The sequence below is a fragment of the Pseudomonas sp. Irchel s3b5 genome, from assembly GCF_900187435.1.
GTDB lineage: Bacteria > Pseudomonadota > Gammaproteobacteria > Pseudomonadales > Pseudomonadaceae > Aquipseudomonas.
In genome coordinates this window covers 1-15,275 of sequence record NZ_FYDY01000028.1, presented here as the reverse complement: position 1 = coordinate 15,275, position 15,275 = coordinate 1, and the positions used below count along the sequence as shown (strand labels likewise).

Below are 15,275 nucleotides of genomic sequence, written 5' to 3'. Positions count from 1 at the left end.
TGTTGTTATGACTGAGGGGCAGCATAAACAACGGACGAAGACGGGCTTGTAACGAAGGGGGTGGGTTATGTCACCGAGCTGTGACATTTGGATGGTGAGTGATGTTTGTGGCGAGGGAGCTTGCTCCCGCTGGGGTGCGAAGCGCCCCCAAAAGAGGGACCGCTGCGCAGTCTAGCGGGAGCAAGCTCCCTCGCCACAGGGTCGATGTCAATCCGCCGAGCGCGGCAGCTGCAACGTCACCCGCAACCCACCTTCACGCAAATTCTGCAAAGTGACCTCACCACCATGGCTGTGGGCAATGTTGCGCGCAATCCCCAGCCCCAACCCATAACCCTGCTGCTGCCCGGCCAGGCGGAAGTGCGGTTCGAAGACTTGCTCCAGCCGCTGCTCCGGAACCCCCGGTCCTTCGTCGTCGACATGCAGCACAAACGCGCTGTCGTCGTCATCAATGTGCAGGTGAGCGTTCTGTCCGTACTTCAGTGCGTTGTCGATCAGGTTGCCGATGCAACGCTTGAGCGCCAGCGGCTTGCCGGGATACGCGGCCAGTGCACGTCCCTGCTGGGTCACGCGACCGTTGCCGTTGGGCGCCAGGTACGGTTCCACCAGACAGTCGAGTACGTGATTGAGATCCACCGGCTCGATGTTTTCGTGGATGTCGGTGTCTTTCACGCATTGCAGCGCGCCTTTGACCAACAACTCCAGCTCATCCAGATCGCGGCCGAACTTGGTTTGCAGCGTCTCGTCTTCGAGCAGTTCAACCCGCAAACGCAAGCGGGTGATCGGTGTGCGCAAGTCGTGGGAAATCGCGCTGAATAACTGGCTGCGCTCGGTCAGGTAGCGGCTGATGCGTTCGCGCATGGTGTTGAATGCGCGTCCGACTTCGACGACTTCGCTGCCACCGCCCTCGGCCACCGGCTCGACATCGGCGCCCAATGACAGATCCCGCGCAGCCCGCGCCAGGCGCTTGAGCGGACGACTCTGCCAATGCACCAGCAGGCCGATGAACAGCAACAGAAAACTGCTGGTCAGCACGATGAACCAGACTTGCTGTGCGGGCAGACCTTGCTCTTCAAGACTGGTGTAGGGCTCGGGCAACAGCGAGGCGATGTACAGCCATTCACCCGGAGCCATCTGGATCTGCGTGACCAGCACCGGTGGGTTCACTGGTTCCAGGGTCAACGCATAGTGCGCCCAGGAACGCGGCAGCTCATCGAGCTTGAGGCCGCCGTTGAAAATCCGCAGGTCCTCGGGGCTGACGAAGGTCACCGAGATATCCGTGTCGTGACCGAGGGAGTCACGCAGCACTTGGTCCACCGCGTTGATCACCGCCGCTTTGCGCGGGGTCACCGGCAACACTTCCATGCCCAGGGGTTTGTCGTTGAGCGTGACCACGAACCGGGTGCCGCCCATGCTGCGCAACTGATCCAGCACCAGCGGTCGATACGCCACCGGCAACGAACGGAAATAACTGACGCTGGCCGTCATCGAATGGGCGAGGCTGCGGGCGCTGGTGACCAGGCCCTCCAGTTGTGTGGCGCGCAGTTGCGAGACCCAGATCACGCTCGACAACGCCTGGGCGAACAGCACCGCGAGCAGCGTCAAGAGCAACATCCGCCCCAGCAGCGAACGCGGCACCGGCACCCTGGCGGCGAGTTTGCGAAGAGACTCAGTGACCATTGCCGGCAACCACGTTGGCAGCCAGTTGGTAGCCGCTGCCGCGCACGGTGCGGATCAGCCGTGGCGGTTTTTCGGTGTCGCGCAGACGTTGCCGCAAACGGCTGACCGCCATGTCGACGATGCGGTCGAGTGGCATCAGGTCCCGCCCACGGGTGGCGTTGCCGATGGTGTCACGGTCGAGGATTTGCTGCGGGTGATCGAGAAAGAGTTTGAGCAGGGCGAAATCGGCACCGGAGAGAATCACCTCCTCGCCGTCGGTGTGGAACAGCCGATGGCTGACCATGTCCAGGCGCCAGTCATCGAAGGCCAGCACTTCACCGCCGCTGCGCTCCTGACCGAACTGCGCGCGACGCAGCAACGCCTTGATCCGCGCCTGCAATTCACGCGGGCTGAACGGTTTGCCGAGGTAGTCGTCGGCCCCAAGTTCAAGACCGATCACCCGGTCAGCTTCATCGGAGCTGGCGGTGAGCATGATGATCGGCACTTGCGCCCGGCGTGGGTGCTGACGAATCCAGCGACACAAACTGAAACCGTCTTCGTCCGGCAGCATCACATCAAGGATCACCAGATCGCTCGGTGCCTCGTTCAGGGCCTGGCGAAAACCGGCGCCATCGGGCGTGGTCCGCACCTGAAACCCGGCGCGGGTCAGGTAGGTGTCCAGCAACTCGCGTATCTCTTGATCGTCATCGACCAACAAAATCGACTTGTTGACTGAGCTCACGGGGCGGCGTCCTTGTTGTTTGAATTGGGCGGATTATGCCTGATGCACCTTGAATAGTTGTTGCCTGTCCTGGCCCCATCGCTGGCAAGCCAGCTCCTACAGAGTTCGTGCCAAACGCAAGAACACCACAAACCTGTAGGAGCTGGCTTGCCAGCGATGAAGGCGACTCGTTCTCAAGCCTGTTCGAGCGCTACACCGGCACCAACAAGACCCGAATACGGCGCCGTCACCAGCCACACCGGAATGCCCTTGAAATAATCGCTCATGCAACCCTTGTCAGCGAAGCAGCGGGCGAAACCGCTTTCAAGGAAGAAATCGGCAAACCGCGGAATCACCCCGCCCACGATATACACGCCACCGCGCCCACCGCTGGTCAGCACGTTGTTGCCCGCCACGCGACCGAGCCAGCAGCAGAATTGCTCAAGCACTTCCAGGGCAATCGGATCGCCTGCCAAACCGGCAGCGGTAATCGCTTCCGGCGTTTCGAGCACCGGCGTGTGACCGTCCACCGCGCAAATGGCTCGATAGAGGCGCGGCAGGCCGCCGCCGCTCAACGCGGTTTCGGCGCTGACATGGCCGATCTCGTTGAAGATGTGCTGCCAGAGTTGGGTTTCACGCGGGCTGCTCAATGGCAGATCGACGTGACCGCCCTCACCCGGCAGCGCGGCAAACCGCCCTTCGCCCAGATCGAGCAAAGTGCCGACGCCCAGGCCAGTGCCCGGCCCGATCACCACCGCCGGGCGCAACGGCTCGGGCGTACCGTCGCAGACCACGCGGAATTCGCCGGGCTGCAAACGGGTCATGCCCAACGCCATGGCCGAGAAGTCGTTGACCAGCAACAGCTGATCGACCTGCAAGGTCTGGCAGAAGCCCTTGCGGCTCAGGCGCCAGTGATTGTTGGTGAACTTGAATTCGTCGCCGCTGACGGGCCCGGCCACCGACAGGCAGACCGAACCGATTGAACCCGGCGCCAGACCGAGCCCGCTCAGATAGAGACTTATCGCCTCTTCCGGGCTGGAAAAATCGGCCGTTGCCAGCACCTGGACCGATTCCAGCTGCTGGTTTTTCCACAACGCGAAACGTGCGTTGGTCCCACCGATGTCACCGACCAAAGCCAGTTTCAATTAAGCGTCTCCAGGGCAGAAGTAAAGGCGCTGGCGCCCTGCTCCGCCGAGCTGAAGGCCATGCGCATGAATCCAAACAGTTCGCGACCGGTGCCGATGTTGTTGCCCAACAGGCCTTTGGCCGGCGTGCGCGCTGCAAATTCTTCGGCGTCCACCTTAAGCTCCAGGGTGCCTTTGACGCCATCGACGCGGATGATATCGCCCTCTTGCACCCGGGCCAAAGCGCCACCGACATAAGCTTCGGGGCTGACGTGAATCGCCGCAGGGATTTTCCCCGATGCGCCGGACATGCGCCCGTCGGTGACCAGTGCGACTTTAAAGCCGCGATCCTGCAGCACACCGAGAAACGGCGTCATCTTGTGCAGTTCCGGCATGCCGTTGGAACGCGGGCCCTGGAAGCGCATCACTGCGACGAAATCCTTCTCCAGCAAGCCGGCCTTGAACGCATCCGCCAGGTCTTGCTGATCCTGGAACACCATGGCCGGTGCTTCGACGATCTGGTTTTCCACGGCCACGGCGGAGACTTTCATCACGCCACGACCGAGGTTGCCTTCCATCACGCGCAAGCCGCCCTCTGCCGAGAATGCACGTGCGACCGGACGCAGGATGCTTTCATCAAGGCTGTCGGTCACGCCTTCGCGCCAAACCAGTTCGCCGTTATCGAGGAACGGTTCCATGGTGTAACGACTCAGGCCATGGCCGAGCACGGTGTTGACGTTTTCGTGGAGCAGCCCGGCTTCCAGCAGTTCGCGGATCAGGAACGACATGCCGCCCGCCGCCTGGAAGTGGTTGATATCAGCCTTGCCGTTCGGGTAGACGTGGCTCAGGGTCGGCACCACCTCGGAGAGGTCGGCCATGTCCTGCCAGGTCAGTTGAATACCCGCCGCCATGGCGATGGCCGGCATGTGCAAGGTGTGGTTGGTCGAGCCGCCGGTGGCATGCAGGGCCACGATGGAGTTGACCAGCGAGCGCTCGTCGACGATTTCGCCGATCGGCATGTAGTCGCCATTTTGCTTGGTCAGGCGCGTGACCTGATGCGCGGCTTCGCGGGTCAGGGCATCGCGCAGCGGCGTGTTCGGGTTGACGAAAGAAGCGCCTGGCAAGTGCAGGCCCATGACTTCCATCAGCAACTGGTTGGTGTTGGCGGTGCCGTAGAAGGTGCAGGTGCCGGGGCTGTGGTAGGAATTCATTTCCGACTCCAGCAGCTCTTCGCGGCTGGCCTTGCCTTCGGCATAGCGCTGGCGCACATCGGCTTTCTGCTTGTTGGAAATGCCGGAGACCATCGGCCCGCCCGGCACGAAGATCATCGGCAGATGACCAAAACGCAGCGCCCCCATCATCAAGCCCGGCACGATCTTGTCGCAGATGCCGAGCATCAGCGCGCCGTCGAACATGTTGTGGGACAGCGCCACCGCTGTGGACAGCGCGATCACTTCACGGCTCGGCAGGCTCAGTTCCATGCCCGGTTCACCCTGGGTCACGCCATCGCACATGGCTGGCGTGCCACCGGCGAACTGGCCGACGGAGCCGATCTCGCGCAGGGCTTTTTTGATCTGTTCAGGGAAGACTTCGTACGGCTGGTGCGCCGAGAGCATGTCGTTATATGACGAAACAATCGCAATGTTCGCGGAGTTCATCATCCGCAGGCTGTTCTTGTCGTCGCTGCCGCACCCGGCCACGCCGTGGGCGAAGTTGGCGCATTGCAGTTTGCCGCGCATCGGACCGTCGCTGGCCGCACCGCGAATCAATGCAAGGTAAGCCTCACGCGTGGCGCGGCTGCGGGCGATAAGCCGTTCGGTGACCTCAAGGACGCGGGGATGCATGTGTAGAACTCCAGGCTAACGGATGTGGCGACCTGATTGTCTATGCTGATCAAAGACCGGTGTCGATGGGATGACAGACGGTTTTCTTGATCGGTCGGACCAGTTGGTTCAGGTCACTCGTTGTAGATTGAACAAAATATTGCCATTAAAAAGGCTTGTTTTCTATTTTTTTGCGAATAATCTTGTAATTCCAACAACAAAACGACGGTAGCGCAGACAAATGACTCTTCGAATCGCAATCAATGGCTTTGGCCGCATCGGCCGTAACGTACTGCGCGCACTCTATACACAGGGCTACCGTCAGGATCTGCAGATCGTCGCCATCAATGACTTGGGCGACAGTGCAATGAACGCACACTTGCTCAAGTACGACACCGTTCACGGCACGTTCGACGCCGATGTCTTGCACGATCAGGAAAGCCTGACCGTCAACGGTGACCGTATTGCGGTCAGCGCCATCCGCAACCCGGCCGACCTGCCCTGGGCCGCGGAAAAAATTGATGTCGTATTCGAATGCACCGGCCTGTTCACCGACCGGGCCAAAGCCGCCGCGCATATTACGGCGGGTGCACGAAAAGTCATTATCTCAGCGCCAGCCAAAGGTGCCGACGCCACGGTGGTGTATGGCGTGAACCACGACATTCTGCGCCAGTCGCACCAGATTATTTCCAATGCTTCGTGCACCACCAACTGCCTGGCGCCGGTGGCCCAGGTGCTGCACCGGGAGTTGGGCATCGAAAGCGGTTTGATGACTACGATCCACGCCTACACCAACGACCAGAACCTGACTGACGTCTACCACACCGACCCGTACCGCGCCCGCTCGGCCACCCAGAACATGATCCCGAGCAAGACCGGTGCTGCCGAAGCGGTCGGCCTGGTGCTGCCGGAACTGGCGGGCAAGCTCACTGGCATGGCGGTGCGCGTTCCGGTGATCAACGTGTCACTGGTGGACTTGACCGTGCAGGTGAAAAAAGACGCCAGCGCCGAGGAAGTCAACGCGCTGATGAAAGAAGCCAGCCAGCATTCGAAAATCCTCGGCTACAACACCCTGCCGCTGGTTTCCAGCGACTTCAATCACAACCCGCTGTCGTCGATCTTCGACGCCAACCACACCAAATCCAGCGGCAAGTTGCTCAAGGTGCTGGCCTGGTACGACAACGAATGGGGCTTCTCCAACCGCATGCTCGATAACTGCCTGGCGCTGTGCAACGCGGAATAATTCTGCGTCTGCAAAATTGCTATCGCCAGCAAGCCGGCTCCTACAACAATCGTGTACGACTCAACCTTGTAGGAGCCGGCTTGCTGGCGATGGCGTCCTCCGAATCACCCTCGCAAATCGCCTGTGGAACCATCCATGATCGGTATCAGCTTTACGCAAAAGAACCTGACGGCGCGCAAGCGTATCGCCCTGGTTGCCCACGACCACTGCAAGGTGTTTTTGCTCGACTGGGCCGCGCGGCACAAAGACACACTGGCGCAACACAACCTGGTCGCCACCGGCACCACCGGGTTGTTGTTGCAACAACGTCTCGACCTGCCGGTGGAAAGCATGATCAGCGGCCCATTGGGCGGTGATCAGCAGCTCGGCGCGCAAATCGCCGAGCAACGGGTCGACATGCTGGTGTTTTTCTGGGACCCCTTCGAACCGCAACCACACGACCCGGACATCAAGGCGTTGCTGCGGGTTGCTGCGGTCTGGAACATCCCGGTGGCCTGCAATGAATGCAGCGCCGATTACCTGCTCAGCAGCCCGATGATGGATCAGGCGCATGCGCATCGGATTCCGGATTACGCGACTTATTTGCAAGCCCGGGTGTAATCCTTCACAAATCAGTACTTGACCATTTGAGCGGATGATAAGCATTATCATTCGCTTGAAATGGATCAGGTCCTCCCGTGAGTCAATCGCGCTTCAACGACGTCTTCATCACCCAGCGGGTCTCTCTGCTGCGCACGCTGGAGCGGATGGTCAACAATCACAGCACCGCCGAAGACCTCCTGCAGGAAACCTACCTGCGGGTGACCCGGGCGCTCAGTGAGCGGACCATCGATCATCTCGAACCCTTCGTGTTCCAGACGGCCCGTAACCTGGCGCTGGACCACTTGCGCGCGCGGCGTATTCATTCGCGCACGATGGTCGACGACGTTCCGCAAGAGGTCATGCACAGCGTCGCCGCCCCTACCAGCAGCGCCGAAGATGCTGCCCATGCCGAACAATTACTGGAGCGCCTGAACGTGAGCCTCGGTGAACTCAGCAGCCGACAGCAGCGGATTTTCATCCTCAGTCGCCTGCACGGGCACAGCTATCAGGAAATCGCCGACGAACTGAGCGTGTCCCTCAGCACGGTTCAGAAAGAACTCAAATTGATCATGTCGATCTGCATCGGTGTCGCCGACCGGCTAAACGCCGATTGAGGCCGTTAGACTTTTTTCAAAGCCTCATCGACTGCGCTGATCATCGGCCTTTGCTACCCTTGGCCCACTTTTTACGCTTCACTAAAAAAACAGTCGTGCACAGACACGCCGAGGAAACACCGTGACGGACAACCACCGCTCCCCTGCGCCTTCACCGGCACAGGACGCCGCCACTGCAATGGACCAGGCCCTGGACTGGCTCATCGTGCTCGGCTGTCCTGATGAGGAGCAGAGCCGTCAATTCCACGCATGGCTCGACGCCGACCCGCTGAACGCCCAGGCGTTCGCCAAGGCCCAGGCGATCTGGGACGGTCCGCAAGTGGCGCAGAGCGCGCAAAGCCTGGCGGCGCGTCCGCCGAAAATCACCGTGCTCACGCGCCTGCGTCCGCACTGGAAACCGCTGGCCACCGCCGCCGTGCTGATCCTCGGACTGTTCAGCTTCAGCAACCTGCCGATGCGCCTGCAAGCCGATCACCTGACCGTGGTCGGCGAGCGCCAGCGTCTGCAACTGGAGGACGGTTCCAAAGTCCTGCTCAACACCAACTCGGCGTTTTCCAGCACCATCAACGACCAACAGCGCGTGGCTCGGCTGTATCAGGGCGAGGCGTTTTTCGAAGTGCAAGCCAATCGCGGCCAGCCATTGGAAATCGACGCCGGCCCGGTCAAGGCCAGTGTCCGCGATACTGCGTTTGCCGTGCGCTACCTCGACGGCGTGGCGCAGGTGCGGGTGCAGCGCGGCAACGTCGACTTGCGCGCCACCCGCAATGACGCGCGGGTGCGCTTGTCCGCCGGGGAAAGTATCCGCATCGGTCCCAACGGGTTCGACCGCCCGGCCAAACTCGATGCTGCCACCGACCTGGCGTGGGTCCAGGGACGGCTGGTGTTCGAAAACTGCCCGTTGAACCAGGTGCTGGCGGAGCTTCGTCGGTATTACCCGGGCTGGATCATCAACAACAACGAGCAACTGGCCGATATCACCGTGACTGGCAACTATCGCCTCGACCAACCGCTGGACGTGGTTCGGTCCCTCGCCCACATCACCTCGGCACGGCTCCAGGAATTCCCGGTGCTGGTCATCCTGAACTGAATGAGAATTATTTTTACTCGATAGCCAAATCCCGTACGTCTCGTTATAGCCAATGCAATTGATTCGCATCTCACTATGCCAATCAGCACCTATAAAGATTCGTGCGACACGGAGCGCTATCGATGTCCTCTCGCCTTACCCGCCCAGCCTCTTCACCTTCCCGCGTGCTGTCGCTGTTGACCGCCGCCATCCTGATGGCCGGCGCTGCACCGCTGATGGCCGCCAACGCCGCCGAGCAGTCGACACGCAAAATGGGCGATTACGCGTTCGCCATTCCCCAGCAGTCACTGGTGTCGGCGCTCAATGCCTTTACCGCCGTCACCGGCTGGCAGGTCGGCGTGTCGTCGGAGCTGGCGCAAGGCGTAGCCTCGCCGGGCGTGAGCGGGTCGCTGTCGCCAGAGAAAGCGCTGGATCGCCTGTTGGTGGGGACCAACCTGAGCTATCGCAAACTGGGCAACAACAGCATCGTCCTGGAAAAGCGCACCACCAACAGCGCGCTCAATCTGGATCAGGTGACCATCAGCGCCACCCGTAACGAGCAGGACGTGAACAGCGTGCCGAGCACGGTCTCGGTCTACACCCGCGAAGACCTGGACCGCAACAACGTCAATACCATCAAGGAACTGGTGCGCTACGAGCCCGGTGTTTCGGTCGGCGGCGCAGGCCAGCGTTCCGGTATCACCGGCTACAACATTCGCGGCATCGACGGTGACCGGGTCCTGACGCAGATCGACGGTGTGCAGGTCCCCGACGGTTTCTTCAACGGCCCGTACGCCCAGACCAACCGCAACTACGTTGACCCGGAAATCGTCAAGCGCGTGGAAATCCTCCGCGGTCCGGCGTCAGTGCTGTATGGCAGCAATGCGATTGGCGGCGCTGTCAGCTACTACACGCTGGACCCGGACGACATCATCAAACCGGGCAAGGATGTCGGTGCACGCCTGAAAACCGGCTACAGCTCCGCCGACGACAGCTGGCTGACGTCCGGCACCGTCGCGGGCCGCACCGGCGAGTTCGATGGCCTGTTGCACCTCAGTCAGCGCAACGGTCATGAAACAGAGTCCTACGGCGAAACCGGCGGCACTGGCCTGAACCGCACGCAAGCCAACCCCGAGGATGTGCGCACCACCAACATTCTGGCCAAGCTTGGCTGGAACTATGCCGACGACGCGCGCCTGGGGCTGACCTACGAGCATTACAAGGACGACCGCGACACCAATCAACTGAGTGCTGTGGGCGGCCCGTTCAACGCCGGACGCGGTTTCGGCTTCTACAAGGCCCGCACCGGCAACGACACGATCACCCGCGAACGTTTTGGCATCGAACACAGCTTCGGTCTGGACAGCGCACTGGCTGACAACATCAAGTGGTCGCTGAACTACCAGATCGCCAAGACCGACCAGAGCACCGAGGAAATCTACGCGCCGTCGCGCACCGTGCTGCGTAACCGCGATACCACCTACAAGGATCGCCAATGGGTCTTCGACGCCCAGGCTGACAAGTCGTTTGCCGTCGCCGACACAGAGCACCTCGTCACCTATGGCACCACCATCAAGCAGAACAAGGTCACCGGCCTGCGTACCGGTTCCGGCACCTGCCTGACCGTCGCCGGTGCTTGCCGTGTCATCGGTGCCCCGAGCGCCGCCGACACGCTTAAACCCGCCAGTGACTTCCCGGACCCGACCATCAATAGCTACAGCCTGTTCGCCCAGGATCAGATCAGCTGGGGCAACTGGACGTTCCTGCCCGGCGCTCGCTATGACTACACCGAACTCAAGCCGCACGTCACCGATGAATTCCTGGTCACCGCCGACCAGAGCGGTAACGGCGACGTAAGCGAAGAGACCAAGACCTGGCATCGCCTCTCGCCGAAGTTCGGCACCACCTACAGCTTCAACGACCATTACACCTGGTACGGTCAGTACGCCGAAGGATTCCGCACCCCGACCGCCAAGGCCTTGTACGGTCGCTTCGAAAACCTTGCCGGCGGCTATCAGGTCGCGCCGAATCCGGACCTGGAACCAGAGAAGAGCAAGAGCTACGAGACAGGCTTGCGCGGCAACTTCGAGCAGGGCTCGTTTGACGTGGCGGTGTTCTACAACAAGTACCGCGACTTCATCGACGAGAACGCCATCACGCCCGGCTACACCGAGACCACGTTCCAGAGCAACAACATCAAGCACGCGACCATCAAGGGCGCGGAGATCAAGGGCCGCCTGAACCTCGACGCCTTCGGCGCGCCGCAAGGCCTGTACACCCAAGGCTCGGTGGCCTATGCCTACGGACGCAACGACGACAGCGGCGAACCGCTCAACAGCGTCAACCCGCTGACCGGCGTGTTCGGCCTCGGCTACGACCAGGACAACTACGGTGGTGTGCTCAACTGGACCCTGGTGAAGAAGAAGGATCGCGTCGACAGCACCAACTTCAAAACCCCGGACGGTACCAGCACCCAGTTCAAGACCCCGGGCTTCGGCATTCTGGACCTGAGCGCGTTCTACAAAGTGACGGACGATGTGACCGTCAGCGGCGGCGTCTACAACCTGACCGACAAGAAGTACTGGCTGTGGGATGACGTGCGCGGCTACGACAGCGTCGGCGAAGCCTCGGTGACACAACCGGCCAACCTTGATCGCCTGACTCAGCCGGGCCGCAACTTCGCAGTCAACCTGATCTGGGATATCTGATCCGGGTCGCCTCGCCGGGATTCATGCAATCACCCGGCGAGGATTTTTTACTGTCAGGCGTCTTCCTGTTCGTCTCGTTACCAAGCGCCTCTTCTTTCCCAAGGATTTGCCATGAATACCCAGGACACTGCTCAACGCCCCAACCTGCGTTCGCAACGCTTGAACCAGATCACCCACGAGCCGCACACCAAGCTCGATGCCCTGGTCAAAGCCCACGCGCCGTTCGAAACCCAGGCCAATTTCGCTCGTTTCGTGGTCGCGCAGTACCTGTTCCAGTCGGAACTGGTGTCGCTGTACAACGATGCCGAGCTGACCGCCATTGTTCCGGACCTGCCGGCCCGCTGCCGCGCCGATGCGGCCAAGGCTGACTTGGCGGACCTCGACACCGAAGTGCCGGCGCCAGTTGCCGGTGCCCTGAGCAACCCGACCAAAGCCGAAGCCCTCGGCTGGATTTTCGTCTCCGAAGGTTCCAAGCTCGGCGCGGCGTTCCTGATCAAGCGTGCTGTGGGCCTGGGCCTGAGCGATACCTTCGGTGCCCGTCACCTGGGCGAACCGGCCGGTGGCCGCGCTGAAGGCTGGAAGAGCTTCGTCAAAACCCTCGACGGCCTGGAGCTCTCTGCGCAAGAAGAAGCCGAAGCGGAAAAAGGCGCCATCGACGCGTTCAACCGCTTCACCGTGTTGCTGGAACAGGCTTACGCTACCGAAGTAGCCTGACCCATCCCCTGTAGGAGCGAGCTTGCTCGCGAAGCGGAGTGCCAGACTATTCAAATGTTGAATGTTTGACCGCCATCGCGAGCACGCTCGCTCCTACAGGGGACGCCGCCAGTCTGTTAGATTTCGATCCGCCTCACGTGCTGTCTTGAGCCCATGCCCGCCTCCTCCAAACTCTCTCGTTTCCTCTTCGGCCTGCTGGCCTACGTCAGCCTGGGCATCGGCCTGATCGCCATCGTCATCCCCGGCCTGCCCACCACCGAGTTCATCCTGCTGGCCGCCTGGGCCGCCACGCGAAGTTCGCCGCGCTTGAGTGCCTGGCTGGAAAACCATCGACTGTTCGGCCCCATCCTCTTCAACTGGCGCAACGGCAAGATCATCGCTCGCCGGGCCAAAATCAGCGCCACGGTCAGCATGCTGTTATGTGTGAGTCTCATGCTGGTGATGCTCGATCATGGCTGGCCGGTCTATTTGGCGATTGCCGGGATGGCCCTGGGCAATCTGTGGATCTGGTCACGTCCGGAATCACTGCGGCAAACAGCCTGAACCCGCCCGCGATTTACTCTCGTTTTTAATCCGATCTTCGCGACATTCTTCCGCGCAAACGTTCAACCACTACCGTTCGTCGGAGTGCCATTCATGAAACCTCGACGCCACGCCGATGTGCATTGAATGGCGCTAAATGGATTTAGCGAGTCGAGCCGCCAAGGCTCACAGCCAACACTTCATCCATTCGCGAGTTCGCCCTATGTTCGACTCACTGTCCATCCGCCTGAAAATCGTCCTGCTGTCTGGTCTGTGCCTGCTGGGTGTAGTCGCATTGATCGTCGGCATGAACATCTACCAGACCAATCAGAACGATGATCTGGTCAGCGATTCCAGCAGCAAAATGCTCACCGCCAGCGTGCAGGACCTGCTCCAGGCCAAAGCGGCCGAGCAAGCGGTGCGGGTGCAGAAGACGTTCGGCGAAACCCTGACGGTGGTCACCGGCCTTGCCGATCAGATCATGGACATGCGCACCCTGGCCGCCAAGCGCGCGCTTGAGCCCGGCGCGCTGCGTGAGGACCTGAACCAGAGCCTGAAAACCGCCTTCGAGCGCAACAGCAAAGTGCTGGGGATCTGGCTGGCGTTCGAACCCAATGGCCTGGATGGCAAGGACAGCGAGTTCGTCGATGACGCGGCCCGCCAGTCCAACGAGGCCGGTCGCTTTGCCACCTACTTCAGCCGTGCCGGTGGTGAAACGCTGAACACGATCATGGTCGAAGAGGACATGACCAAAACCACCCTGAACCTCAGCGGTACGCCTTACAACGTCTGGTACACCTGCCCGCGGGACAGCAAACGCATCTGCTTGCTCGACCCCTACGCTGATACTGTCGGCAGCAAGGAAATGTTGATGACCACCATTTCCGTGCCGCTGCTGATGGACGGAAAATCCATCGGCGTGGTCGGTATCGACATCGCCCTCGACGCTTTGCAAGCGGCCGCGGTTGATTCCCAACGTGAACTGTTCAACAGCGCCGGGCACATGCTGATTGTGTCCGGCACCGGCGTAGTGGCCGCCTACAGCGTCGATGCAACGAAAGTCGGCAAGAGCATCGGCGATACGCTCGGTGCGGACGGCAAAGACATTCTGCAATTGCTCGGCAACGGTGCACCGAAGGTTCTCGAACAAGGCGACCTGATCCGCGCGGTTTATCCGGTCAGCCCGATTGCCGACGCCAAGGCCTGGGCCGTGGTGATCGACCTGCCCAAGCAAGTGTTGCTGGCCGACTCGGTCAAGCTGCAAACCGTCCTCGACGACGCCCAGCAAAGCGGCACGATCAAAGCCCTGTTGGTGGCGGTGATTGCCGGCGTGGTTGGCCTGTTGCTGATGTGGCTCACCGCCTCGGGCGTGACCCGGCCGATCGACAGCGTGGCGCAAATGCTCAAGGCGATTGCCAGCGGCGACGGCGACCTGACCCAACGCCTGCACTACAGCAAGAAGGATGAACTGGGCGAACTGGTCAGCTGGTTCAACCGCTTCCTCGACAAGCTGCAACCGACCATTGCGCAGATCAAACAGAGCATCACCGACGCCCGCGGCACGGCCGATCAGTCGTCCGAGATCGCCCGCCAGACCAGCGAAGGCATGCAGGTGCAGTTCCGCGAAATCGACCAGGTCGCCACCGCGTCCAACGAAATGAGCGCCACCGCCCACGACGTCGCCAACAGCGCGTCGAACGCGGCCAATGCCGCCAAAGGTGCCGATCAGTCGGCCCGCGACGGCATGCAGATCATCGAGCGCAGCACCCGCGACATCAATCAACTGGCCGAGGAAGTCAGCAAGGCCGTGACCGAAGTCGAAGCCTTGGCGGTGAACAGTGAGCAGATCGGCTCGGTGCTGGAAGTGATCCGCAGCATCGCCGAGCAAACCAACCTGCTGGCGCTCAACGCGGCGATTGAAGCTGCCCGTGCCGGTGAAAGCGGTCGCGGCTTTGCGGTGGTGGCCGATGAAGTACGCAACCTGGCCAAACGCACCCAGGACTCGGTGGAGGAAATCCGTTCGGTGATCGAGCGCATCCAGAGCGGCACGCGCGGCGTGGTCGCGACCATGCATTCGAGCCAGACCCAGGCCCACAGCAACGCCGGGCAGATTCAGCAAGCGGTGCAGGCCTTGGGCAAAATCAGTGACGCCGTGACCGTGATCAGCGACATGAACCTGCAAATCGCCAGCGCCGCCGAGCAACAAAGCGCCGTGGCCGAAGAGGTCAACCGCAACGTCTCGGCGATCCGCACCGTCACCGAAACCCTGACCGGCCAAGCCACTGAATCGGCGCAAATCAGCAGCCAACTCAACTCCCTGACCACTCACCAGATGAAACTGATGGACCAGTTCCGCGTGTAATCGAGATTCCCCTTGTAATTGGATGGACTCGCCCACGCCGAGGCGTCAATGCGCCACGGTGGCAGTCTAAGAAGCCAACGGCAGCGAGGGCGAGTCCATGAAAAAGAATACGACGCTTAAACAGTCCCTGTCTTCAACCG

12 protein-coding genes and 1 pseudogene are annotated in these 15,275 nt (G+C 61.1%); 9 read left to right on the top strand and 4 right to left on the bottom strand.

Features of this window, described 5'->3' with window-relative positions:
- Positions 1–207: 207 nt before the first annotated feature.
- From CKW15_RS22880 to edd, 4 genes are all read right to left on the bottom strand, one after another.
- Positions 208–1,677, bottom strand: a complete 1,470-nt coding sequence (locus CKW15_RS22880; RefSeq protein ID WP_095058813.1) for an ATP-binding protein — start codon at positions 1,675–1,677, stop codon at positions 208–210.
- Positions 1,667–2,398, bottom strand: a complete 732-nt coding sequence (locus tag CKW15_RS22875; protein WP_095058814.1) for a response regulator — start codon at positions 2,396–2,398, stop codon at positions 1,667–1,669. The genes CKW15_RS22880 and CKW15_RS22875 overlap by 11 nt, the downstream gene beginning before the upstream one ends.
- Before the next feature lie 173 nt (positions 2,399–2,571).
- On the bottom strand, positions 2,572–3,522 hold the full coding sequence (locus tag CKW15_RS22870) for a glucokinase (protein ID WP_095058815.1): 951 nt from the start codon (positions 3,520–3,522) through the stop codon (positions 2,572–2,574).
- Positions 3,519–5,345, bottom strand: coding sequence for a phosphogluconate dehydratase (gene edd, locus CKW15_RS22865; protein WP_095058816.1), 1,827 nt, complete (start codon positions 5,343–5,345; stop codon positions 3,519–3,521). The genes CKW15_RS22870 and edd overlap by 4 nt, the downstream gene beginning before the upstream one ends.
- 220 nt (positions 5,346–5,565) lie before the next feature.
- Between edd and gap the strand changes: the two genes are divergently transcribed.
- From gap to CKW15_RS29165, 9 genes and pseudogenes are all read left to right on the top strand, one after another.
- Complete coding sequence (gene gap / locus CKW15_RS22860) at positions 5,566–6,567, top strand: type I glyceraldehyde-3-phosphate dehydrogenase (RefSeq protein WP_095058817.1); 1,002 nt, start codon at positions 5,566–5,568, stop codon at positions 6,565–6,567.
- A gap of 135 nt (positions 6,568–6,702) precedes the next feature.
- On the top strand, positions 6,703–7,167 hold the full coding sequence (locus tag CKW15_RS22855) for a methylglyoxal synthase (RefSeq protein WP_095058818.1): 465 nt from the start codon (positions 6,703–6,705) through the stop codon (positions 7,165–7,167).
- Between the two features lie 77 nt (positions 7,168–7,244).
- On the top strand, positions 7,245–7,763 hold the full coding sequence (locus tag CKW15_RS22850) for an RNA polymerase sigma factor (protein WP_095152731.1): 519 nt from the start codon (positions 7,245–7,247) through the stop codon (positions 7,761–7,763).
- Between the two features lie 121 nt (positions 7,764–7,884).
- The gene (locus CKW15_RS22845) at positions 7,885–8,850 is read left to right on the top strand and encodes a FecR domain-containing protein (RefSeq protein ID WP_095058820.1); all 966 of its coding nucleotides are present in this window, start codon (positions 7,885–7,887) and stop codon (positions 8,848–8,850) included.
- A gap of 122 nt (positions 8,851–8,972) precedes the next feature.
- Positions 8,973–11,537 carry a TonB-dependent receptor gene (locus CKW15_RS22840; protein WP_095152730.1) on the top strand — a complete coding sequence of 855 codons (2,565 nt, stop codon included), beginning with the start codon at positions 8,973–8,975 and terminating at the stop codon, positions 11,535–11,537.
- 111 nt (positions 11,538–11,648) lie between these two features.
- Complete coding sequence (locus CKW15_RS22835; RefSeq protein WP_095058822.1) at positions 11,649–12,251, top strand: biliverdin-producing heme oxygenase; 603 nt, start codon at positions 11,649–11,651, stop codon at positions 12,249–12,251.
- A gap of 153 nt (positions 12,252–12,404) precedes the next feature.
- Complete coding sequence (locus tag CKW15_RS22830; protein WP_095058823.1) at positions 12,405–12,794, top strand: YbaN family protein; 390 nt, start codon at positions 12,405–12,407, stop codon at positions 12,792–12,794.
- A 136-nt stretch (positions 12,795–12,930) separates the two neighbouring features.
- A pseudogene (locus tag CKW15_RS29170) lies at positions 12,931–14,229 on the top strand (chemotaxis protein); the annotation flags it as partial.
- Positions 14,230–14,379: 150 nt separating this feature from the next.
- Positions 14,380–15,135, top strand: coding sequence for a methyl-accepting chemotaxis protein (locus CKW15_RS29165; protein ID WP_371856317.1), 756 nt, complete (start codon positions 14,380–14,382; stop codon positions 15,133–15,135).
- The last annotated feature ends 140 nt before the right edge of the window (positions 15,136–15,275 follow it).

Excerpts from the sequence above, each read along its gene's own strand:
- CKW15_RS22880 (WP_095058813.1), bottom strand. The coding sequence starts at position 1,677 with ATGGTCACTGAGTCTCTTCGCAAACTCGCCGCCAGGGTGCCGGTGCCG.
- edd (WP_095058816.1), bottom strand. The coding sequence starts at position 5,345 with ATGCATCCCCGCGTCCTTGAGGTCACCGAACGGCTTATCGCCCGCAGC.
- gap (WP_095058817.1), top strand. The coding sequence starts at position 5,566 with ATGACTCTTCGAATCGCAATCAATGGCTTTGGCCGCATCGGCCGTAAC.
- CKW15_RS22855 (WP_095058818.1), top strand. The coding sequence starts at position 6,703 with ATGATCGGTATCAGCTTTACGCAAAAGAACCTGACGGCGCGCAAGCGT.
- CKW15_RS22840 (WP_095152730.1), top strand. The coding sequence starts at position 8,973 with ATGTCCTCTCGCCTTACCCGCCCAGCCTCTTCACCTTCCCGCGTGCTG.
- CKW15_RS22835 (WP_095058822.1), top strand. The coding sequence starts at position 11,649 with ATGAATACCCAGGACACTGCTCAACGCCCCAACCTGCGTTCGCAACGC.
- CKW15_RS22830 (WP_095058823.1), top strand. The coding sequence starts at position 12,405 with ATGCCCGCCTCCTCCAAACTCTCTCGTTTCCTCTTCGGCCTGCTGGCC.
- CKW15_RS29165 (WP_371856317.1), top strand. The coding sequence starts at position 14,380 with ATGCAGGTGCAGTTCCGCGAAATCGACCAGGTCGCCACCGCGTCCAAC.